At 53.1% G+C, this 21,591-nt stretch carries 18 protein-coding genes, 1 tRNA gene and 1 pseudogene; 9 read left to right on the top strand and 11 right to left on the bottom strand.

The genetic code is table 11. The features are described from left to right. Positions 1-68: 68 nt before the first annotated feature. Positions 69-1,529, top strand: coding sequence for a ribosome biogenesis GTPase Der (gene der, locus Pr1d_RS08280; protein WP_148073095.1), 1,461 nt, complete (start codon positions 69-71; stop codon positions 1,527-1,529). Positions 1,530-1,574: 45 nt separating this feature from the next. Here der and Pr1d_RS25985 read toward each other — a convergent pair whose 3' ends face one another. Continuing rightward, positions 1,575-1,751: a hypothetical protein gene (locus Pr1d_RS25985; RefSeq protein WP_210417922.1), complete on the bottom strand. Its 177-nt coding sequence runs from the start codon at positions 1,749-1,751 to the stop codon at positions 1,575-1,577. 262 nt (positions 1,752-2,013) lie between these two features. Here Pr1d_RS25985 and Pr1d_RS08275 point away from each other — a divergent pair. Then, positions 2,014-2,087 (top strand) — tRNA-Val (locus Pr1d_RS08275). Here Pr1d_RS08275 and Pr1d_RS26640 read toward each other — a convergent pair. From Pr1d_RS26640 to Pr1d_RS08235, 8 genes are all read right to left on the bottom strand, one after another. Beyond that, entirely contained in the window at positions 2,041-3,216 is a 1,176-nt protein-coding gene (locus Pr1d_RS26640) for a tyrosine-type recombinase/integrase (RefSeq protein ID WP_390622085.1), read from the bottom strand. The two genes, Pr1d_RS08275 and Pr1d_RS26640, sit on opposite strands and share 47 nt — an antisense overlap. A 173-nt stretch (positions 3,217-3,389) precedes the next feature. Beyond that, entirely contained in the window at positions 3,390-3,647 is a 258-nt protein-coding gene (locus tag Pr1d_RS08265) for a helix-turn-helix domain-containing protein (RefSeq protein ID WP_148073094.1), read from the bottom strand. Then, entirely contained in the window at positions 3,647-3,850 is a 204-nt protein-coding gene (locus tag Pr1d_RS08260) for a hypothetical protein (protein WP_148073093.1), read from the bottom strand. Before Pr1d_RS08260 ends, Pr1d_RS08265 begins: the two co-directional genes overlap by 1 nt. After that, a complete protein-coding gene (locus tag Pr1d_RS08255) occupies positions 3,847-5,553 on the bottom strand; it encodes a YfjI family protein (RefSeq protein WP_148073092.1) in 1,707 nt (568 codons plus the stop codon). Before Pr1d_RS08255 ends, Pr1d_RS08260 begins: the two co-directional genes overlap by 4 nt. After that, on the bottom strand, positions 5,541-5,912 hold the full coding sequence (locus Pr1d_RS08250; protein ID WP_148073091.1) for a hypothetical protein: 372 nt from the start codon (positions 5,910-5,912) through the stop codon (positions 5,541-5,543). The genes Pr1d_RS08255 and Pr1d_RS08250 overlap by 13 nt, the downstream gene beginning before the upstream one ends. A 79-nt stretch (positions 5,913-5,991) precedes the next feature. Beyond that, complete coding sequence (locus tag Pr1d_RS08245) at positions 5,992-6,225, bottom strand: MerR family transcriptional regulator (protein WP_148073090.1); 234 nt, start codon at positions 6,223-6,225, stop codon at positions 5,992-5,994. Between the two features lie 131 nt (positions 6,226-6,356). After that, the gene (locus Pr1d_RS08240; RefSeq protein WP_168205119.1) at positions 6,357-7,091 is read right to left on the bottom strand and encodes a hypothetical protein; all 735 of its coding nucleotides are present in this window, start codon (positions 7,089-7,091) and stop codon (positions 6,357-6,359) included. 242 nt (positions 7,092-7,333) lie between these two features. After that, complete coding sequence (locus Pr1d_RS08235) at positions 7,334-7,825, bottom strand: hypothetical protein (RefSeq protein ID WP_148073088.1); 492 nt, start codon at positions 7,823-7,825, stop codon at positions 7,334-7,336. 430 nt (positions 7,826-8,255) lie between these two features. On the opposite strand from Pr1d_RS08235, the gene Pr1d_RS08230 reads away from it, so the two are divergent. Both Pr1d_RS08230 and Pr1d_RS25700 read left to right on the top strand, forming a co-directional pair. Continuing rightward, entirely contained in the window at positions 8,256-9,356 is a 1,101-nt protein-coding gene (locus Pr1d_RS08230; RefSeq protein WP_148073087.1) for a hypothetical protein, read from the top strand. Positions 9,357-9,436: 80 nt separating this feature from the next. Continuing rightward, the gene (locus Pr1d_RS25700; RefSeq protein WP_168205118.1) at positions 9,437-9,610 is read left to right on the top strand and encodes a hypothetical protein; all 174 of its coding nucleotides are present in this window, start codon (positions 9,437-9,439) and stop codon (positions 9,608-9,610) included. A 353-nt stretch (positions 9,611-9,963) separates the two neighbouring features. On the opposite strand, the gene Pr1d_RS08225 is transcribed toward Pr1d_RS25700, so the two are convergent. Beyond that, the gene (locus Pr1d_RS08225; RefSeq protein ID WP_168205117.1) at positions 9,964-10,617 is read right to left on the bottom strand and encodes a hypothetical protein; all 654 of its coding nucleotides are present in this window, start codon (positions 10,615-10,617) and stop codon (positions 9,964-9,966) included. A 262-nt stretch (positions 10,618-10,879) separates the two neighbouring features. On the opposite strand from Pr1d_RS08225, the gene Pr1d_RS08220 reads away from it, so the two are divergent. The 5 genes and pseudogenes from Pr1d_RS08220 (at position 10,880) to Pr1d_RS08205 (ending at position 13,707) form a co-directional block, all read left to right on the top strand. Further along, a complete protein-coding gene (locus tag Pr1d_RS08220; RefSeq protein WP_148073085.1) occupies positions 10,880-11,836 on the top strand; it encodes a S1/P1 nuclease in 957 nt (318 codons plus the stop codon). A 25-nt stretch (positions 11,837-11,861) separates the two neighbouring features. Continuing rightward, positions 11,862-12,041: pseudogene (locus tag Pr1d_RS26635) on the top strand (YHYH domain-containing protein); the annotation flags it as partial. Between the two features lie 204 nt (positions 12,042-12,245). Then, positions 12,246-12,797 (top strand): hypothetical protein, encoded by a 552-nt coding sequence (locus Pr1d_RS26230; protein ID WP_238476657.1) that lies wholly within the window; start codon positions 12,246-12,248, stop codon positions 12,795-12,797. 10 nt (positions 12,798-12,807) lie between these two features. Continuing rightward, a complete protein-coding gene (locus Pr1d_RS08210) occupies positions 12,808-13,071 on the top strand; it encodes a response regulator transcription factor (protein ID WP_148073083.1) in 264 nt (87 codons plus the stop codon). Positions 13,072-13,080: 9 nt separating this feature from the next. Beyond that, a complete protein-coding gene (locus tag Pr1d_RS08205) occupies positions 13,081-13,707 on the top strand; it encodes an SOS response-associated peptidase (protein ID WP_148073082.1) in 627 nt (208 codons plus the stop codon). A 697-nt stretch (positions 13,708-14,404) separates the two neighbouring features. On the opposite strand, the gene Pr1d_RS08200 is transcribed toward Pr1d_RS08205, so the two are convergent. Next, positions 14,405-20,083, bottom strand: a complete 5,679-nt coding sequence (locus tag Pr1d_RS08200; protein ID WP_148076304.1) for a choice-of-anchor Q domain-containing protein — start codon at positions 20,081-20,083, stop codon at positions 14,405-14,407. Positions 20,084-21,591 lie beyond the last annotated feature (1,508 nt).

The raw sequence follows: 21,591 nt of genomic DNA, 5'->3' as shown, positions 1-21,591 counted from the left end.
CTGGCAGCGTTTCTCGACTATTATAGAGTATTGAGTATCGATAAGTGTTTGGGGAGGTTCGAAGTCTGATGGGAGTTCCGCGCGTTGTCATAGTAGGCCGACCCAATGTGGGAAAGAGCAGCCTCTTGAATTGGCTCGCCGGTCTGCGCATTGCTATTGTTGAGGATCAGCCGGGAGTTACGCGCGATCGCGTGGATTACCTCATGGAATATGAGGGCCGCTTCTTCGAACTTGTCGATACCGGTGGCATTGGCATCGAAGATGTCGATCGACTCACTCAGCACATCGAAGACCAGATTCAGTTGGCCATCGACTCTGCCGCGGTGATTCTACTTGTGGTCGATGCCCGCGAAGGGCTCGTTCCTCTTGATGAGGAAGTTGGACGACGACTTCGCAATCTGGATGTCCCCGTACTCTGCGTTGCCAACAAAGCAGACGACCCCAAATTTGACGAACAAGCCGCCGAATTCTATCGGCTGGGCCGCGGCAACTTTGTACCCGTCAGCTCCAAGCAGAACCGCAATCGATCGGTTCTGCTGAATTCGATTCTTGAACGCTTACCTCCAGAGGAACTCGATGGTTCGAGTGACCCTGAGGGCGAGCCTGAAATGAAGGTGGCAATTGTCGGTCGCCGCAACGTTGGCAAGAGCACACTCGTCAATACATTGGCGAAGACCCAACGCATGATCGTCAGCGAGATTCCCGGTACGACGCGTGATAGCGTTGATGTCCGCTTCGAATTAGACGGAAAGTCGTTTGTCGCGATCGACACTCCAGGCATTCGCCGACCCCAGAGTAGGGGGGCGTCCATCGATTTCTACGGCACACACCGAGCTCAACGCAGCATCCGAAGAGCGGATGTCGTCTTTTTGTTTCTGGACGCTACGCAGCGGATCAGCAAAGTCGACAAACAGCTTTGCGACTACATTAGCCAGCAATACAAGCCTTGTATTCTCGTCGTCAACAAATGGGATATGGTAGTTAAGACGATGTCTACCGATAAATGGGTCCGTTATTTACATGACACTTTCCGCACAATGCGATACGCGCCGATTGCCTTCATCACGGGCCAAACCGGCAAGAATGTCAAAGCACTCTTGAATCATGGTCAGATGCTCTTCAAGCAATCGTTGACGAGGATTCCTACGGGGCAGCTGAATCGACTATTGCGCGAAGCCATCGGCCGCGTACCTCCGCCAATTCACCAAAATCGTCGCCCTAAGATCTATTATGGAACTCAGGTCGGTTCCCAACCTCCGACCCTGGTATTGTTCTGTAGCGATCCCAAAGGTATCGACAGGACCTATCAGCGATACCTCTTGGGTGCTGTGCGCAGTCAACTACACTTCGAAGAAGTACCCATCAAGCTCTACTTGAGGAAACGGCAACAGTCTGATCAACGCGACGAAATCAAGATTGTCGATTCTACTCCGGAGCCGATTGAGACGGACCCCGTCGTATCGGGTACCAATGGTGGCGTTGTGATAGAGGATAGCACAACAGAGTCCAAGGAAATCGAAACGACTTAGAACTCCAATGCCGTGACGCAATGCGGTACACGGCCCTATGACGACTCACTCTTGACTATTCTCATCTGAATCCGTGCCTTTATAGGAGGCAACACTGTCACCGGACACAAGGTGCTCACTGTGGCGATAATGATTGACGGCTCCAAGGATAACGGCGACCCAGGTCGCCAGGAAAAGCGCAAACTCGCCTACTGCCAAGATTTCCTGCCTGTCCTTAAGCATCGTCTCCTCCCTAACAATTTCCTGAGTAGATATACCCAGAGGTGCCTCATGTCGGCTCCAGCAATCAATACTGATTACCATGCCACACGTCCACAGTAGAGCGAATCCTGCCCTTCGGCACAACCGCTCCTTTTTCAGGCTTATTTCTCACCTTTCAAACCATCTCAGCCCTACCCCGTCACGAACAAGAATGCTACACTTTTGGGATCTGTCGGAGAATACTGCTAGCAGGACCAAAATCCTCTAATATTCCAACCGGACAGGGCGATTAGCTCAGTTGGTTAGAGCACTAGCTCGACAAGCTAGGGGTCACAAGTTCGAGTCTTGTATCGCCCACTTGAACACCTGTACACTTCGGTAATGTGTCGTATTCGGCGGGAATTCTTGAGTCCTCGCTTTCGGCTTCCCGTTCCGTACTACTGCTTACGGACGCTTTCTTCTTGCACTTGTGCTTACACTTCTCGTTGGCCTTCTCGAAGTCGGCATCGGTTACTTGCCAGTAATGTTTCTGAGCAACCAGTGTGCTATGCCCTAGCCACGCTGCGGCAACGTGGGCAGGGTATTCTGCGGCCAGCTCCGTCGCTCGGGTAGCTCGGAGGTTTTGAAACAGCTTCGGCCAAGGATTGAGACCAGCTTTCTTGAGAATCCGAAGCAGTTGCGTGCGAAGATTCACGTTGTTGTCGCGGTAGCGACGAATAACAGGCTGCTCGCTCAGCCTCACTTGCTTGGGATCGATGGCCTCCTGAGCTTGCTCCCACGCCTTCTCAAAGTACGGCTCTAGTTCGGCAAACATGGGAATCACTCTCGATTCGTGGCCGGCGTGATGCGCGGTTTTGGGAGAGCGTACGGCAATCCTTCCTTCAGCCCAGTTGACGTCGCCCCAAGTCAACGCCAAGTGCTCAGAGGGGCACCGTAGACCGCCGTAGCGGCTCAAAGCGAAGATGAGCTTCCATTCATTGTCAGGGCAAGCTTCGAGCACAGCATCAGAATCCTCGCGCGAAACAAAGTACTCACGGTCTGCGACTTTAACGCAGCCAACTCCCTCTTGCATTTCCGCAAAGGGATTCTCTTGAATTAGTCGCTTGCGAAGTGCGGCCTTGAAGAACTGGCGAGCGATTCCGCAGCGGCGTCGCACTGTATTGGGTGCTAGTTCCTGCGAAGTTGTGAGCCAAGCCCTCCACTCGTCAGCATCACCAGGTGAAACCTCAGCGAGGGGCTTGTCCCGCTTGAAATACTCAGTCAGGCATCTCTGAGTATGGCAGTAGACGGTCTTCGTCGACGCCTTCACCTTCACACTTTGGGTATTGATGAATGCATCCAGGAATGCTCCCAGAGTAGTCGAATCGGGTTTTTCTCTGTGCTGAAGCACGCCCTTCGCAGCCAATTTGTCATATAGAGAAGGATTTTGCTGCTGGAGTCGACCGATCCAGGCGGAGACTTCTGGATCATGGGATTTCAAGCACATCCGATCTGAAATGATGGCATCCACCATGGCCCGAATCGTCTCCGCTGCCTTGGCGGGTGTTTTTCCCAGGCGAATGGAATCACGTTTGCCGCTCGGGGTAATGAATTGCAACGAACGGCATCCGTTGTATTCCTTGGTTTTCTTGTTCCGGTCTCGGATGATGCTGGCCATGATTAGCCCTTTTTATGTGTTAGTTCTAAGTTCAGAAACTCAGCCAAGGTATCAATGGTGGAGATCGCCAGACCCCGCTCGCCTTGGAGAAACTTTGTTAGCATTGATTGGTCAATCCCGGTCTCCTTGCTTATTCGGTAACGGGAGCAATCTGCATTGCGAATTGCTTCGCGTAGCTGCTCGGATACTTTGGTCGATTTGACAGTTCGTTTCCTGGCCATGATAGGATTATTGCCAATAGGTGGCGCATAGTCAAGCATTATTTCTTCCTTCTCCTTGCTAATGGATTGGTTTTCTGAGCAATTGCTGTTGCTTCACGATAAGCCTTCTCATCGAAGTATCGTGCCGCCGAGTCGATCCGGGGATCGAGTTGACATATCCGCCGCACACGCTCTTGTCGTCGGACTTCTTTGTCGCCGTCGAAGGGGAGAAGACGCTGGTTCTTGGGTGGCGATTTGCTCATATCGCACCCCCTGGACTCTGGCCATTCAAGTGTTTCGGGGAACCGTTGACACCGTTGACGCTGACAGTAATGGGCTTTTCTTCGGGGTTTACTGCATTTGTGTCACTGTCAACGCTGTCAACGAGTGTGAAACGGCGGGTAGGTTGACCACGACCACCACCATGATCATCGAACTCCCAGCTACCCAAACCGGCCTCAACCAATTCCTGAAGTGCGACCTCAGCTTCCTTGGATGTTTTGAACCGACGGCAGCATCGCATCAGGTCACGGGGGGTCACGGATCCACCCTTCCGACGGATCAGTTCCACCAACTCCCGACGTTCACGGTCTCCCTGATCTTCCACGAATAGGCCATAGACCCGCTTGGCTTCGTGGCCAAACCAATCGGACAACTCGATAGCGGCACTCATGGCCACTTCGTCGATAATGTCGCTCTTGGCTTCTTCTTCAGCCCAGGAACACAACTGGAAGATAAGAGCAAAACGAGCGGTGTAGGCCTCCAGCTTGGACCATGCCGCCGCCAAATCATCGTCTAGATCCACTAACTCGGCACGGTGGCGATTGAAATACTCCACCCAGGTGGCTTTGGCCTCCGGTGTCAGGTCCATCGGTAGCGGCTCGGATTCCCCCTCATCGTTAACTTGTGGCTCTAATGTGAACAGGGTATCGAACAACTCAGTCATTGCCGCTTCAGTGCGAGGATCAATGACCGCATCGCTCCAGACAACCTTGCGAGGGTCCGGCATGGCAAACAACATTCGAGCACATAACCCGTCCTGCATGTGTTCTCTTGCAATAGCAGAGCGAAGGATGCCGGGTTGAATTCCACCCAACAGCGAAACAGCAGCCCTAGGAACAAATATAAACTTGATCGCCCCTGTTTTTCTATCCACGGTAAGCGATGCCCCACTATGGCAGGCTAGCCAATGGCCCAGGTCGCTTCCCTTACCGCCTTTGTATTCTGCTATGCCATTCAGCCAACCAGCCAACTCATCACGTTGAACCAACACCCCATCGAATTGACCAGCAAGCAGGGTGGCTAATGCCTCGATTGTGCAATCACTCGTCGCGAATCTTTTGAGCACTGGCTCAGGCGGAGCACTTGGAGGGGGTTCAGTGGTTTTTTTGTCTTGCTTCCAAGTTGCATAGGCACGTTCCCAAACGGCTTTATCTTCTTCGTGCTGCTGAAGTGCATCTTTGTGCTCGGCAATGGCTCTGGCTTGTGGCTTCTCCAGAAACTTCATCACGGCTTGTAGAGCAGGTGTCTTGTAACTCCCCGACTTGCCGACGATTGCAGCCCACAAGATCGCGGGTTCCACCCAGGTGGCTTTGAGACGTATCACCCTGGAATTGCCCACGGCTCTGGCCAGACAGCAAAGCATGGGTAAAGCGATGAATGCCGCATCACATCCAATGGCCTTAGCCGCCGCTGCCACAAACTCACCTACGACACCCTGTAAGCAGTGAATCGGGAAAGTCCTGTAAGCGTTGACGCTGACACAACTATGATCTTCCTCGACGTTCTCACTATTAGCGTCAACGTCAACACCCTCCAGGTTGGCTAATATCTCCTGCTTGTGGGGCCTCAACTTTTCGAGCCAGTGTTTCTTATCGCGGGTCGCCTCGATCAACAATTCCCCATCGACAACCTCGATCTGAATGCCATCGGCTCGGGCCTTTTCGAGAAGTGCTACAACGTCCATGACAGCGCCTCGCTTCCCACAGGTTTGGCAACTGTTTGCCTAACCTTCTCTTCATTCAGAATCCCGATCAATTTATTCGTGGCCATCGCTCTGGCCAAGACGATGGAGGAAAGCGGCCCAGTCGATCCAACCGCCCGCAATTTGTCAGCCCAAAACAATTGGCGGTAGCGAGGGGGGAGGAGCTTCTCGACAACTTCCTCGGCCAGCCGTTCACCTGGTATGGTGTCGGCCATCGGCACCCGCTGAAGATGTACGTCGATGTGACGCTCTGCAAATACTTCTAGGTGGCCATCGGAGTGGCTGAGGATGAGCACAGCGGCTCTTTGCGGTTTCTCTTTAGTTCGTATAGAATCAGTCATAACAGAATCCATTCTGTTGGCCCGTTGCTGCCGTCACAGCCGGGCCATTTCCTTTGGCCCACAACGGGTAGGTGAAATACTAATTGCCAATCCGCTGCTCGCGGCTCTTACACCATTCCGCGAGCGACTCTGGGGAATACATGATGCGGTTACCAACTGGGATGAATGGCAGCCCGGCATACTTCCTAAGATTGAAGAGATGCTTCTTGCTGATGTTTCCTAGAAATGCCGCTGCCTGATCTTCGTTTTTCAATGCGGCGGGTTTCGTCTCGTCCAGGAGTGCTGCTAGTTCGGTGTTTGCAGTTACTGTCATTTTCTTGGTCCTCATTGGTTTAGCTAACTGAGCTATACCGCGACATGCGGCAATGAGGGAATGATAGACACGGAGAAGCATGCCCAACCATCGGGCAAAATATGCCCAGGGTTGGGCAATGCCTGAGAGGCTTAGAGATTCAGAGTGTATCCCTGGGGAGAAGACTGCATCAAAGCTTGCAGGTCTTTGCCGAGCTTAGGCAGGATTCTCTTTGGCTTATCTCCAGCCAACTTCGTCAAACCTACCGGTCTAGGGTGGCCCTTTACGACTGCATCAAGCAATTTCGCAGCGTCCCAATTAACTTCCGCGTATGTCTTGCCATTCCAGGTAATTTCAGCGGTTCCCATTTCAGTTTTGAATTCGACTTGTGGGAGTATGGGTTCACTCGAATGTGTGACTTGCAGACTACTCTCAGCCTCAATCTCCGTCGCCCAGCCTAGAATATAGTCCACCGCAGCAAGTGCACTGATGGAAAATTTTGCGAAACGTACCTGCTCTTGGGAATGACAATATCCTTCTTTGGCTTGCTTGATAAGGCCGCCAGAATACTCAGGTATATCTAAGCCAACGCAAACGATTGCCTCGTCGCATATGAAGTGAATTCGCCGTCTGAACATATCGACTTTATCAGGTGGCCTATTGCGCTCTAGCCACAGGGACACAGGGGCCAACTCATTAAAGATTATCCGGCCTGTTATGTCCCTAAGTTTCAGAACTCGCTCTTCTCTGGAATCCAACGAGAAGGAATCGATGATTTCGGTTGACAGAGTGGAGATATGCTCTGCAAGATTTCGAGCGATGATTGCTACAGATTCTGAAGCATGTAGATTATGAGCACTGCTAGTGCGTGGCGAATTGCTGGCCATGAGAATACCCTTACCAAAGCCGGGCCGACTGGCGGCAGACTACCCAGGTAAGGGATTGAGTTTTCTGCCGCTAGTCATTTGCTGTCACGACTTGCAAATCGTGGCAGGCACCCGACGCTTTTGACACTGAATGTAGCAATTGCTTACAATTGTCATTGTACGCGCCCGCGCCCTGATGAGTAGGGGATCTACCGTCTGGAGCAATCTCTCGACACCTACGCCTTCCCCTTGCTGCTCCTCAGTCAGCAAATCCCCAACAGTTCTTCGAGTTCGCCCAACTCTTCATCCTCGTGATCGAGGGAATGCTGCTCCGACTCAAGCTTAGTGCTGAGCTGTAAGGCCTTGGGCAGAATCTGCTCAAAGAAACGATCCTCATTCCGCTCGGCCCATCTGAGCAATGCCCAGGCCCCAGCACTTGGCGCACTCGCGGAAACCACAGTCGCCCTGCCAATCGAGTTGTAGACCCAGAATGCATCCCCGACAAACGTAGCAGGAGAGCTATTGGGCAAATCCTCCTGAGTAGGGTCCAGACCCCCTAGATCGACGCCCTCGTTTGCTTGATTAACGGGAGGGTACTTTCTTGCCATCTCCCCCCAGGCGAGTTCTCCAGCATCCCTGCGAGTTTTGCCAGCTGCCCGCAATTCCTTGATCGTTTGATCTTTGAAGAGGGAAGCCTCATCCCAGCGGTCTTCCCGACGCAACCGTTCCATGATTAAAGCTTTAGATTCCTGCATTTTGGCACCTCATTCCTTCCCTTGAATGTATTCAATCAATTAAGTGACTCAACTGTCTCTCGACTTATCACATTATAGCAAAGAATGGCAATCCACTATTCCGATGGTTGTACTCCTGACGGAAACCAGCAGTCTGAAAGGTAGGAGATCACAGGTGCCAATCGGAGTAACTTGCTCCAAATGCTTAAAAGCCTTCAGCTCGCCAGAGAATTAGGCTGGCAAACACTCTAAGTGCCCTCCTTGGCAGGACGTGATTGTGTTAAACATCCGGATTAATACAGCCAATTAATCCAAAGCCAATGATGCATCACTACCATATAGCCTTGACAAATGATTCTGTTCTGAAACATTGTCCGTGGGATGCCTTGTCTCAGAAAACTCTGCACAATATCAAGAATGATTTGCTACATGCCTTGCATTGGTTAATCTCATGCTTCTCGCTACAGAAACTTTTAAGTCGATAGTATTAACCGGTGCATTCGCAGCGTGCGTGGGACTGATATTATTTTGGTTTCCATTCTGGATTTTCAAAAGGCGGATTTTCGAAACAGTAATCAACCAGGAGCATGTCCGCAGGTGGGTTGCAGGAATACTCTCGATTGCTTCTTTTTTTTCGACAGTAGTTTTTGTAGAGGCGGCAAACTTCTCAGAACTTTTTAATAGTACCAAGGAAAAAGACGTTAACCTCTGGATAGTATTCATATCTCTTAGTTCAGCTATGTGGTGCATATCCGCTCAATTTTCCATTTCGCTTTTTGAAGAAACAACAGACGCTAAATTGCGTAGATCGAAGCATGCACTAAGTGATGCAAATAAACGCTCGAAAGAATTGGAAAAGGAACTCCATCAAGCTCACGCACGTACTGAATTTAATAAGCGCGTCTCCGAAGTGTTTCTTGAAGTTGTTACGCACAAACATACTTCTGTTTCACAACTTGCGGAGGATTTACAGGCGAGGCAGAATGGCAGGCTCACGGTCGATCAACTTCGGAAGGCTTTAGACCCTGTCGAGCGCCGAACAATTCTATTGCAAAAGCTATTTTACGTTTTTGACCGTTGGATAGCTAAGAAAAAGCAGGCGGATCTGCGACTCGCTTATTTCCACCGAGAAGGCGACTACCTTGAAATAGCCCACTGTTGGAATAGAATGCGCGATCAAAACTGTGTGAAAATCCCCGAGGCGAGTAAACACCACTTCCATGTCAACGATGGTGACGCCATGATTGTTTGCTGTGCAAAAAATGGCAAACTTGGCGTTGCAGATGACGCTGACAGATTACATTGCACGGAACATCCCTTCATTCACTTCGAGGGAAAAGGAGAAATTCTGAGCCGAGGATCCATTAAATCTGCTATCTGCTTCCCAATCGGAAGCCCCTCTAATGGATGCTGTAATCACCTTGTTTGGATTGACTGCAATATCCCGAACTTCTTTCAGAATGGGTACTTAGAGCAATACTTTTACATTTTAGACCATCTTCAACGCCGCTTTTTGTATGAAATTGAGATGGAAAAGATTTTTGGAATTTGACTATAAAAGCCGAGACTATTTTAGTAATGACGAATAATATAAAAGATTGATAGCAAAACCCTCTTTTGGAGATTTTGAGAATGCCATCTTTGGTTAGTGAAGAAAAGTTGCAGGAAATAAGTTCCGAGGTTGAGGAATCTATCAAGAGAATGGATTGGGAAGAAGCTTTTGAAATTGAACCCGCAACTCCGAACAAAGAACTTGAGAAAGAACTAGCTATTTGTATATCTGTCGGAGAGAAGTCGAATTCCTGATCCAGCTACTGGAGTCATGGTTTTAATTGCTTGCCCTGCTCTCCGAGTGTGCTGGGAATCAAAGCAGTTACCTTGTGTGTACGCATGGCCACTCACAAGCCCCTAGGATGCCTTCTGGCGCTATCTTGTGTTTTTGGGGTAAGAGTTCGGCACAAGTGCCAAACTATCGTTGTGGCTAATCCTGTGCGACTGGATTCTTGCGGGAAGCCCTACCAGTTGCGAGAATGTCACTCACGTGCCATCTCTATCGACAATTGAGCGAAGCTCGTGAACTAACAAAGCAGTTCAAGGCAACGATAGCCGGCGATCAACTCCCCGTTGCCTTTGGAGACTTAAGTTAGGGCTGCATGGGATTATGGAGACTCTTTCCCTTTCATATGCTCAATCCACTCTGAACTAAACTTGTTGAAAGTCTCCATGGACTGCTGCGCCCTATTTTTTACTTTCTGAGCCAACTCTTTCGAATCTGGGGAGAGCGAACTAGCCAATATCTCAGACATCACAGCATCCAGTGCCTGGGTTTGAGCTAAATCAAAAAGTGATGAATACAAACGAGCTTCACTCGACAGGAGCCATAGCAATTCTTCTTGAAGCATCTTATCCCGTGCTTGATAGATTTTCCCGAATTGATTGTGCTTGTCGACCAAGTCTTTCAACCGTCTGTCGATTTCCTGCATCCCAAACGGTTCATTTTTAGTTTTTAACTGCTCCCGTATCTCTCCTATATCTCGACGAATTGAAGATAATTCATTTCTTACCTGGGCTGATAGTGCATCTACTTGACTACGAAGATTGACTACATCTTGACTGGCAGCCCGGGAATCTTCAGGATCCTGTTGATCGTTTTGGTAGAGGGAGAAGCAAAGAAATATGATCGATATTACAACCAACGATGCTAGAAGTAACAGCAACAGCTTAGACGCACTACTTAATCTACTATCGTTCAATGTTGTACCCGGGGCAATCGGAGGAGGATCAGTATTATCCGTAAACTCTGCTAGTTCCATAATCGCCCCACACTTCTGGCACTTACTTCGCTTGCCAACCATCGTGGATGATATCCGATATTGCGCTCCGCAATGCATGCATCGTGAGGATACAGTTGTGCTCATTTATTGGGTCTCAACTTGTCTGATAGTTGATATAATAACCATTACTTACTAAGAACTGTCTTTTATTACTGGATCACTTTCGCTTGAGACACAACAAAAGTAAGTTACAGTCATTTCGCATCTTTGAAGAACTTTAACTTCATAGTTTAATACGGTCATGTTGCGTCACATAGTATTTTTTTTCACATTGTTTATGCAATGGAATCTACTTTTCGGCTGGTCCGAATCAGGCCATCACCTGATTGCCTTGCTCGCATACGACCAGCTAGACGAAAACGAGCAAAAGCAATTACTTGATATGCTTTCAATGCATCCCCGATTTGAGGAGGATTTCAAACCGTCGCCAAAAATTCGCAACGTTGATCGGTTCCGCGTTGGTACTGCGGGCTATTGGCCCGATATTGCTAGAAGCCAACCTAAGTACAATCGCCCCACTTGGCATTATCAACTCGGCTCGTCGCTTACCCTTGGAGACGACGTCAACGTCCCAGAATCTCCGGGTCCTCTACCTCCTGATGCCACGCTCAATACAAAAAACCTTTACATTGCCCAGGCAGCCGAACTATGTCGCCGAGTTATGGCTGATCGCGATGCCCCGCCGGAAGACCGTGCTATTGCTCTCTGTTGGCTTGCTCACCTTGTTGGCGATGCCCACCAACCTTGCCATGCGGGAAGCCTCTATGCTGAAGGACTGTTCCCTGAAGGAGACCGCGGGGCAAACTCAATACCCTCAAGACAGAAAAACAACATGCACGCCCTTTGGGATGGGTTTCTCGGAGGCAACTACGACGAAGGAACAATGAACCGCCGTGTAAAGTGGATCGATAGCAAGTTCGGCTATGAAGCCCTCGGGAAAGAAGTACTTGCGAGAGAGGATACGCTGGAGCCTCTAGCTTGGTTGAAAGAGAGTCGGGAAGCTTCCCGGCAGTACGCCTATACGACGGAAGTGCTAGGCCCGATCAGGGCAATGATGCAATCCAAACTGACGCCGTTTTTACCGATAGATTTCTCGGAATATTATTTGAAAAAGGCTGGCAATTTATCTCAGCAACGGGCCGCTGAAGCGGGTTTTCGACTCTCTGAGATTTGGGGCGAAGGAATTATGCTAGACTAAAGTGTGAGACACGGTATATTCTGCAATGGCAACCAACATTGCTCTAATAGTTCCTCGTCTTCAGCATTGGGGATTTGCTATGTCACCTCGCCTTCGATTCGTCTTACCTTATCTTTTCTTTGCGTTGGGGTCTGTTGCCCTTTATGCACATTCCGGGCGGACTGATGCCAACGGCGGCCATCATGACCGAAAGAACGGAGGATACCATTACCACAATGGCGGCTCCGCAAGGAGTACACCTCCAGCTTCTTCATTTGCTCCTTCATACTCCCCGCCAAAAACTATTCGTAATCCAATTGCGAAGTCCTCAATCCCCAAGAAAACTCAACCGGTTTTTCGACCTCAAGGTCACACTTGGTATAGTCTGATAGGAAAGACAGTTGCAAAAGGTGATATCACGAAACTCAACTTGTCTGCTGGCACGGCAACGATCAATGATGGTCGTGATAGCCACACAATTCAGCTCGCAACACTGGCTGCTTTAGATCAAGCATATGCGTTGGAAAAAGATTCTACTCATTCGCAGTACAAGAATCGCTATCCGAGTTGGACAAGTGACGATGGCGCCTTCACGACTCAAGCAATGCCGCTGAATGTGACCGATGAATTTGTAACACTTCGCAACAATACTGGAAAAAGTATCGAGGTTCCTCTAAATCGTTTAGACGAAAAGAGTATCGAGTTTGCTCTTCAGATCCGGAAGGCGATGAAAGAGGTGGAGAATAAGCGATCTGACAAAGTTTCATCTCCCTTTGCAGAACTTGAGTCCAAAGCCTCACCCTTTGAGTATGGCGACTTTTCTTTGAGCCAAACTGATATCGCTGACAGCAACATGTCCTATTGGTTGAACACTAAATCAAATACTCGGCACAATTCGGGCTGCCGTTTCTTTGGCAACACTTCAGGGGGGCGTGAATGTTCTGCTGACGAAGGGAAGGCTTGTGGGATCTGTGGAGGCTGACAGAAATCGCATGAAACCGCATTTATCTCCTCGGCAAGCCGAAGTAGTGAGACTGAGAAGCCTTGGTTGTGATGTCACCGAGACTGCCGCCATTCTCGGCATTTCAAAACACACCGTACTCCAACACAGAGCAGCCGCTATGGAAGCCTTTGGCACCGACAAAGCCGCGTTGCTAACAAGAGTGGCAATCAAGCACGGCTTCACGTCGATCAACGACAAGCTGACTGTTAGTGAGAAACGGAAGTGTGGCCGTAAGAACGATGGGTGGAACTGAGTTTCGTTCATGTGTCATCACTTCCGCCTTCTGAATGAAGCCCGCCAACTTGCCAAGCAGTTCAAGGCTACTAGTGCCGACGATCAACTCCCCTTGCCTTTCGGCGACTTCTACCCGCTCAATCAAATTCCCGTGATTCGCTTAGATGATTCAGGCAACCGTGAGATTGTGCCAATGGAGTGGGGGCTGCTGCCGTTCTGGTGGAAACCCTCAGGCCGGAAGACTTCCCGCAAAGCCTTTCAGCGAAAATGCTTCAATGCCCGAGGGGAGACTATCGACACGAAACCAACTTTTCGGGCTGCTTTCAAGAGTCGCCGGTGTCTGATTCCCGCTACTGAATTCATGGAAAAGGGCCACTACTTCCACTTGTCAGACAAAGAGCCGTTTGTCTTTGCAGGATTGTGGGAGCGCTGGCAAAGTGGCGATGAGACGGTCGAGAGTTGCACGATAGTTACCACGACGCCAAATGCCGAAGTCCAGGCGGTAGGCCATCACAGAATGCCGGTTGTGTTGACTGAGGAATCCGATCTTGCGACCTGGCTTGATTCGGAGGTAGTTGAAAGAGAGCCATTGGAGGAGATGTTACGACCTTCTCTCGATGGAACACTTCTAGTTCGTGTCAGCGAAAAAATCTGACAACCACATTCCCCAAAATAATTACGGCAATCCCTGCAAAGAACACTATCTTGGCAGTTAGCTTGTATCGCCACGGCATATCCCCCCAGTTGCCGCCCAATTCGCGGTTGAGCCAGATACCTCTAAGGATCAATATAATCCCGACTACGAAGCTGAAGGTTTGGGAGGTGCTGGGGGACATGTGGTCATTATGCGGCTGGTGAAGCGTTGGCACAAGTCGCCTGCGGGTGTTGTGGGGGCAGCCAGAGAGGCTTCTGGTTGCTTCCGTTTCTAGCGGAGGTTTGGCACGCCGACGCTAGATAGGGCAAGCTCTCCAACTAGCGGCGGCGTCTCTTGTGCGGATTACGGCATCCGGTTTGCTCGCAAAGGACTCGCCCTCAATTGTCGTTTGGGCAGAGCTAGTCTGGAGCCGGATGCCAACGACGCGGGCGCCGTCAATTTGATACCGTCGCTGCAGAGGTCATCCTCACCTCCATCAATTCGGGCTGGCCGTTCGTGAGAGCGGTTGGTCCATCCTCGGGCAGTTTGGAAATCCGTGAACTGCGGGAGGTTGATTCGACCGAAGTAGGTGTCGCTTGCGACCCTTCGCGGCTTGTCTGGGTGCAATCGTCGAACGTGACACGCCCGAACCGGAACCCCGAAAAACGGTGGCTTGTTGACCACTGACATGTATCAATGAGTTCTTGCCCCGCCGCCGTTATCCGAACACTTGCTCCAACTGTTCTTCAGTGAGCCACCCTTCGGATACCTCTTCGGCATCTTTGGAATCAATGAATCCAAAGTCGACTTCCTCAGTGCCCCCTCCCCGCGGGAGAAAAGTGTCATCCGCAAACATGGAATCGTAGCTAATTTCCTGTTCCCATGGGGACTCGGTGAGGGGAACTAATTGGGGCTCGCCACTTTCCTCGAACAGATTCAGCGCCATGGCGGCATCGATGGCAGCCCGGTAGCTCGTTAAGGGGTCTTCCGTAGTACTCGCAAGCAGTGATACCGTTTCGACCGGTTCGCCAACAGCTAACGTCGCGACCATTGGCGGCACACTCCCGTACTGATCCTGCCACACACCGAGATCTGCCCCATCCACGTCCATATCGATGTCCGCGTCCCCATCAGTCTTTGCGGCGGGCGATGTGCCCAAACCGCGCTGCCAGGCCAGAAAATCGCGGCCATCGACGTCGCCGTCTCCATCGAAATCGGCAGAGGCCGCAATTGGTTGCACTTCGAACGCTCCGATGTCGATGCGGCCATTTTGCACACGACCATAGTTGTCACCGCGCTGATCGAAGAGGGGTACGTTGCCGACGCCGGGAGAGGCGGCTATGTCCCCCATATCGATGGCCGGGCTGCCAGGCAAGAGCGCGTGGGTTTCGGTCGGGCCGCCATTGTCCTGTAGCGCACCGAGCATCGGGTTGCCGCCTATCAGATTGAACGTATTTGTATTCAGAGAGCCAAAAACGTCCGCATCGCTGCCAGCTATGTTCCCTGCCACAATGGTGTGAGTGACATTCGCATTTCCATTGTTAGAGATTCCGCCGCCTTCGTCGATCGCTGAGTTGCCCGAGATAGTGCTGCTGGTGACAGTCACCGTGCCACTGCTGTGATTCCAGATGCCGCCGCCATACTCCGCCAAGTTGCCCGAGATGGTACTGCTGGTGACATTCGCCATACCACTGTTGAAGATGCCACCACCGCGGCTTGTTGGGACGGAGCTTCCTGAGATGGTGCTGTCAGTAACAGTCAGCGTGCCCGTGTTGTAGATGGCGCCGCCGCCGCTGGTCGCGGAGCTTCCTGAGATGGTGCTGCTGGTGACGTCAATCGTGCCACCGTCGCTATTTCGAATGGCACCGCCGCGGTTGTCGTGGCCGCCGGTGAGCGTGAGGCCGCTGATGGCGACCGTGGCGCTGTCGAAGATTCTTATGACGCGCGACATGCCCTGGGCGTCGATCGTGAGCACGTCTGCCCCGAGGCCCGCGAGTGTGACATCGCTGGAGATTACAAGTTCTCCGTGGACGAGAAAGATCCTGCTCCCGGTAAGTGCGGCGTCAAATGTAATCGTGTCGGCACCGACACCGCCGGCGGCGAGATTGACCGCCTCGCGCAAGCTCAAATCGCCGGTGCTGTAGTCGCCATCGTTCTCATCGATGTTCGTGTCGACGACTAAGCTAAATCCGGGCAACGTCTGACGCTCGTAGGCACCGATGTCGATTCCTGTGCCCACGGCCACGGGATCGTCAAACACGCGGACAAACGGTGCACCACGTTGGTCGTTGACAAGCGTGGTAGTTCCCCCGGCGTCGATCGCCAGGCTACCGGCTAGCAGGGCGTGCGTCTCGGTCGGACCACCGTTATTGGCTAGCGCGCCGAGGAGCGGGGCATCGTTGGATTGGTTGTTTCCGCTTCCGGACCCCGGCGAGACTGCCATGCCAATCAGACTATAGTTGACGAGAAGGAAACCAGTGCTGGGTTCGATATCCGGACTGCCGCCGCCGGCCGTGTTGCCAGCTATTATGGAACTTACGATGGTGATCGTGCCATCGTAATTGAAGATGCCGCCGCCCTTGGCGTTCGAGTAGTCTGCACGGTTGTTAGTGACCGTGCTGCTGGTGAGCATGACGGTGCCATAGGAGGAATAAATCCCGCCGCCGAAGGCAAAGTTGCCCACAATGCTGTTTCCGCTGACGGTGCTGCTGATGAGCGTGATGTCGCCGCCGGAAAAAAAACCGCCGCCGTCGGCAAAGCTGCCCTCTGTGCTGTTGCCGCTGACGGTACTGCTGGTGAGCGTCACGTCGCCTTGGGAAAAAATCCCGCCGCCGTCGGCATCGCTGCCCGCCGTACTGTTTCCGCTGACTGTGCTGCTGTTAAGCGTGAGCGTGTCGCCGGAAAAGCGGATGCCGCCGCCATCGTCGAATTCTCCGATGGTCCGGCCGCCGGTGATCGTCAGGCCGGAGAGCGTCAGGTCGCTCGCAAGCGCGGTGACGTTGAGTACCCGCGACTGCATATTGCCGTCGATCGTCACGTTGGCGTCAAGCGCCGAGGCGTCGATCGTGAGTGTGTCGGTGATCTCCAGCTCCGTTCCACCGAGGTTGATTGTCTGACCGGAAAGGGCCGCAGCGAAGAGGATCGTGTTGGCGCCAAGGCTGCCGTTTGCGATTCCCACGGCTTCGCGCAAGCTCAAATCGCCCGCGCTGTAGTCGCCGTCGTTCTCGTCAACATTGGTATCGACTGTCAGATTCAGACCGGCCACGGTTTGCCGCTCATACGCCCCGATGTCGACGCGAAAGCCGGGAACGGACGGATTGTTAAAGACGCGAATGAAAGGTGCGCCTCGCTGATCGAACTTAAACGCACTGGGACCAACGTCCGGATCGCCGGCGTCGATTGCCGGGCTGCCGACCAGCAGCGCGTGCGTGAGCGTGGGCCCACCGTGATCGGCCAGCAGGCCGAGCTGAGCCGATTGATTGAGAATATTGCCGGTTCCGGTGCCAACAGTGATACCCGAGTCGGCGGTGTCGCCAATGAGACTGAAATCGACGACGAGCGTGCTGCCGGGATCGGGCCTCAAATCGGGTCCCGCACCGACGGACGTGTTTCCGGCGACGATCGAGTTGGCAATCGTCAGCGTTGGGATGGTGTCTTGAAAGGAGACCCCGCCTCCCTCATCCCCCGCCGAATTCCCTGTCACCGTGCTGTTGTTGAGAGTCAGATCGCCGGAAGATGTGCGGATGCCGCCGCCATCTCTGCCGCTGTTGTTGCCGCTGACGGTGCTGTCCGTGAGCATCACATTGCCGCCGAATCTCGTGTAGATGCCGCCGCCATGTCTGCCGCTGTTGTTGCCGCTGACGGTGCTGCCTGTGAGCGTCACGGTGCCGCTAAGCGTACCGATGCCGCCACCACTGAAAAAAGATTCTGTGCCGCTGTTGTCGCTGACGGTGCTGCGGGTGAGCGTCACGGCCCCGGACTTCGTCTGGATGCCGCCGCCGTACGTGTCGTTGCCATACACGTGATTGTCGCTGACGGTGCTGCGGGTGAGCGTCACGGCGCCGAAGTTCGCGTAGATGCCGCCGCCACCCTTATCGCTGGTGTTGCCGCTGACCGTGCTGCCGGTGAGCGTCACAACGCCGGATCTCGTGTAGATGCCGCCGCCCGAGGCATTAGAACCCGTGATGCTGTTGCCGCTGACCGTGCTGTCGGTGAGCGTCACAGCGCCGGAAGACGTGCGGATGCCGCCGCCATCGGCAAAAGAACCTGTGGTGCTGTTGCCGCTGACCGTGCTGCCCGTAAGCGTCACATCGCCGGAAAACGTTAAGATGCCGCCGCCAGAGGCAGCATAACCCGCGGTGCTGTTGCCGCTGACCGTGCTGTCAATGAGCGTTACAGCGCCGGAAATCACGTAGATGCCGCCGCCAGAGGCAGCATAACCCGCGGTGCTGTTGCCGCTAACGATGCTGTCGGTGAGCGTCACAGCGCCGGAACCCGAGAAGATGCCGCCGCCAGAGGCATTAGCACCTGTGGTGCTGTTGCCGCTGACGGTGCTGTTGTTAAGTGTTAGTGTTAGCGTGCTTATGGGTTCGAAGCGGATGTGGATGCCGCCGCCGCCAGCGCTCTCACCGCTGGCAATCGTCCGGCCACCGGTAAGGTTGAGCCCGGCCAGCGTGAAGTCGCCGGTGGTGGCGTTGATGTTGAAGATGCGCGACTGCATATTGCCGTCGATCGTCACGTTGGCGTCGAGCGCCGTGGCGTCGATCGTGAGCGCTTCGCTGATCTCCAGTTCCGTGCCGCCGAGTGTGATCGTCTGTTCGCTGAGACTGGCGTCGAAGGTAATCGTATCAGCGAGGAAATTCAGGTTGGCCCAGTGAACAGCCTCACGCAGCGCCAAATTACCGATCGTGAAATCCCCATCGAATAGATCGCTCACCGTATCCACAACCAGGCCCTGGGCAGGAAATCCATAATGCAATTCAAACGCCCCCATGTCGATGCGGTTGACAAACACCCGCACAAACGGCGCTCCGCGCTGGTCAAACTCTGCGGAATTGAGGGCGATGCCCGGATCGCCCGCATCAATCGCTAGGCTGCCAGCCAGCAGCGCGTGGGTCTGGGTAGGTCCGCCGTTGTTGGCAATTGGACCGAGCAGCGGATCGATGATGCCGGCGCCTGCTGCGCTACCGATAAGATTGCCGCTGGCGTCCGGCGCTTGTGCCTCGGCGAGGCCTGTCCCGGCTTTATCGCCGATGAGACTGAAATTGACCGCAAAAATGCCGGTGCCGGGTCGTATATCAGGGCTGCCGCCGCCGGCCGTGTTGCCGGCCACGATAGAATTCGTGATGGTGACCGGGTCATCAAGGTTCCAGAGTCCTCCGGCGGTGGCACTCACGCCGTTCGAGTGGTTGGCGGTGATCGTACTGTGCATCAACGTGACGGCACCCTTGGAGTAAATCCCGCCACCATCGGCAAGCAGCCCCGCCGTACTGTTTCCACTGACGGTACTACTGGCAACTGTCACGGCGCTCTGGGAGTAAATCGCTCCGCCATCGGATCGATCCCCCGTCGTGCTATTCCCACTGACGGTGCTGCTGGCGAGCGTGACGGTGGAGCCCCGGAAGTGAATCCCGCCGCCATCAGCGCCGAACCCCGCCGTGCTATTTCCGCTGACCGTGCTGCTGGTGAATGTCAACTCGCCGGAAGAGGTGTAGATGCCGCCGCCATGTGCATAGTTCCCCGCCGTACTGTTTCCGCTGAGGGTGCTGCTTATGAGCGAGACGGAACCCAAGGAGAAAATTCCGCCGCCTCGGGCGAGAGTCCCGGCTGTGCTGTTTCCGCTGATGGTGCTACTAGCAAGAGTTAACGCGCCGTCTGAGAGAAAGCGGATACCGCCGCCAGCATGCGTGAGGTCTGCGGAGTTTAGATTGTCACCGGTCGTCCGACCACCGGTGAGCGAGAGCCCGTTAAGTGCAACGTTGCCGGCGCCGACCGTGATGTTGAAAATCCGCGACAGCCCGTTTGCGTCGATCGTCACGTTCTGGGGTAGATACGTGGCCTCAATCGCGAGTGCCTCGGTGATATCCAGGTCCCCTCTGCTGAGGGTGATCGTCTGTGGTGTGGCGAAGAGCGATGTATCGAAATAAATCGTATCGGCGCCGTTTCCAGCCACCGAACCATCGACGCTGATGTCGAGATTGGCCGCAAAAATCGCTTCGCGGAGCGTCACCCCGTCGCCAACAATAAGATCGTCGGTCAGCGACGTGACCGTAATGAACGCTAACATCCGCCGGTCTTCGAGCGGTTCAAACCGCAAGCGCCGATCGTGGCGAGGGGAACTCTTCGTACGAGAACTTCGCTGACGGCGAAACCACTCAAAACGTCGCATCCGGGACATGGGGAATGTCCTTCCATGCAAGTCAAGCAGGCTAAAGAAGACATCGCAGCAATAGGCTGCTAAGAAAACAGGAACCTGGTCGACAAGAGAAAAAGCGCGGCCAAGGTCAGCAATTCGCGAGAATCACAAGGCTCAATCGGGACGTAAATCGTCTCTCAGCAAAGCCGATTTAAAAAACCTCAACTCTCTGAGTCTAGCCACCTGGGGGGGGAATACAAGCATTTTGCATGAAATCTCTACTTTGAGGGCGAATATCAAGAAATAGGGCGTCGGCACTAATCATTATGCGTGGAAACCGCAACGCCCATCTTGTTAGCCGCGATGCGCAGCGCGTCTACGTTGCCCCGCGATAAACTCCGGTCACTTACGTTCCCGGCTCGCCATCTTTCTGACTAGCCCCTCACAAATCCATTGGACTTCTTCCCATATGAGCAACCCTACGGTGAATTAGACCGCCATCTTGTGCCGCGGCGGTAGCAGTACGAGGATTGCGATTGGAATGATCAACCACAGCGAGCATGGCTCGGGAACGGCAGCCGAGCTTGCTGACCGATGACCTACCGACCGGAGTCACCAAGGCAGGTCACCAAACGACGCAGGTATCGAGACCGCTACTGTTAACGGCATTCGGTTCGAGATGGCGGATGCATCAGCCTCTGCCATCTAGGGCTCTAAGCGAACTGACAGAGGTGTCCTAGCGGAAAGGAGACCTCTGCGCTTACGCCGACTCTCCAAGCTGCAGCGAGTTGTCCAACTTCTGCGAGTTCAACTGGCCGAAATCTGTCGGCGGTCATGGTGAACAAAGGTTTCGCTCGTGACCAATGGCACGCCTTCCATGGGGCACTTTGGGGCGAACAGATCTGGGAGCGGTTGTTATTATTTCGATGACGCATTCCGACCCAGTACACTGCCGCCCTGGAGCAGATTCGGTGTGGGCTGGAAATGGCCCAGAAGAGTCTGTCTTGCGCAGGTCTGGGAGGAGTCAGAGAACATCCGATTGAGCGACTGACGCCTGGAAGATTCGCTCAGTTTCGTCCGTCGGTTGATTTCCTCGACGGACGCAAGGCGTCGCATCAAAATTGGTTCAGGAACGGCTCATCTGTGGGGTAGTATCCCCGAAAAAAGTGTTTCATCCGTCGCCTATTCGGAGAGTAGTTGGCGTTTTGTTTAGCAACATGAGTTTTCTGTACCGTCCCACGCAAGTTACTTGGTGGTAACGGGCCTTGTCGAGATATCCCGGGAACGAAGGTCTCAAAAACACAATGGAGACGTATCTGGGGGGGTCAAATCAGTAGCAAATCAGGCAGGAGGACTGCAAAGTCGCGTAGATGAAGAAGATTTTTGCCACAGAGATCACAGAGGGCACAGAGAACCCCTTGTTTTCAGATCTCCGTGTTCTCTGTGATCTCTGTGGCTAATCCCTTATTTGTTTGGTTTTTCGACTTTGCAGTTCTCCTGAGCAAATCAGGCCTAATTGTCGCGGTCTTCCCCCATTTGGTCTATAATCG

It is taken from the genome of Bythopirellula goksoeyrii (assembly GCF_008065115.1).
Taxonomy (GTDB): domain Bacteria; phylum Planctomycetota; class Planctomycetia; order Pirellulales; family Lacipirellulaceae; genus Bythopirellula; species Bythopirellula goksoeyrii.
The sequence above is the reverse complement of the archived record's forward strand: the minus strand, read 5'-3'. Positions and strand labels throughout refer to the sequence as shown.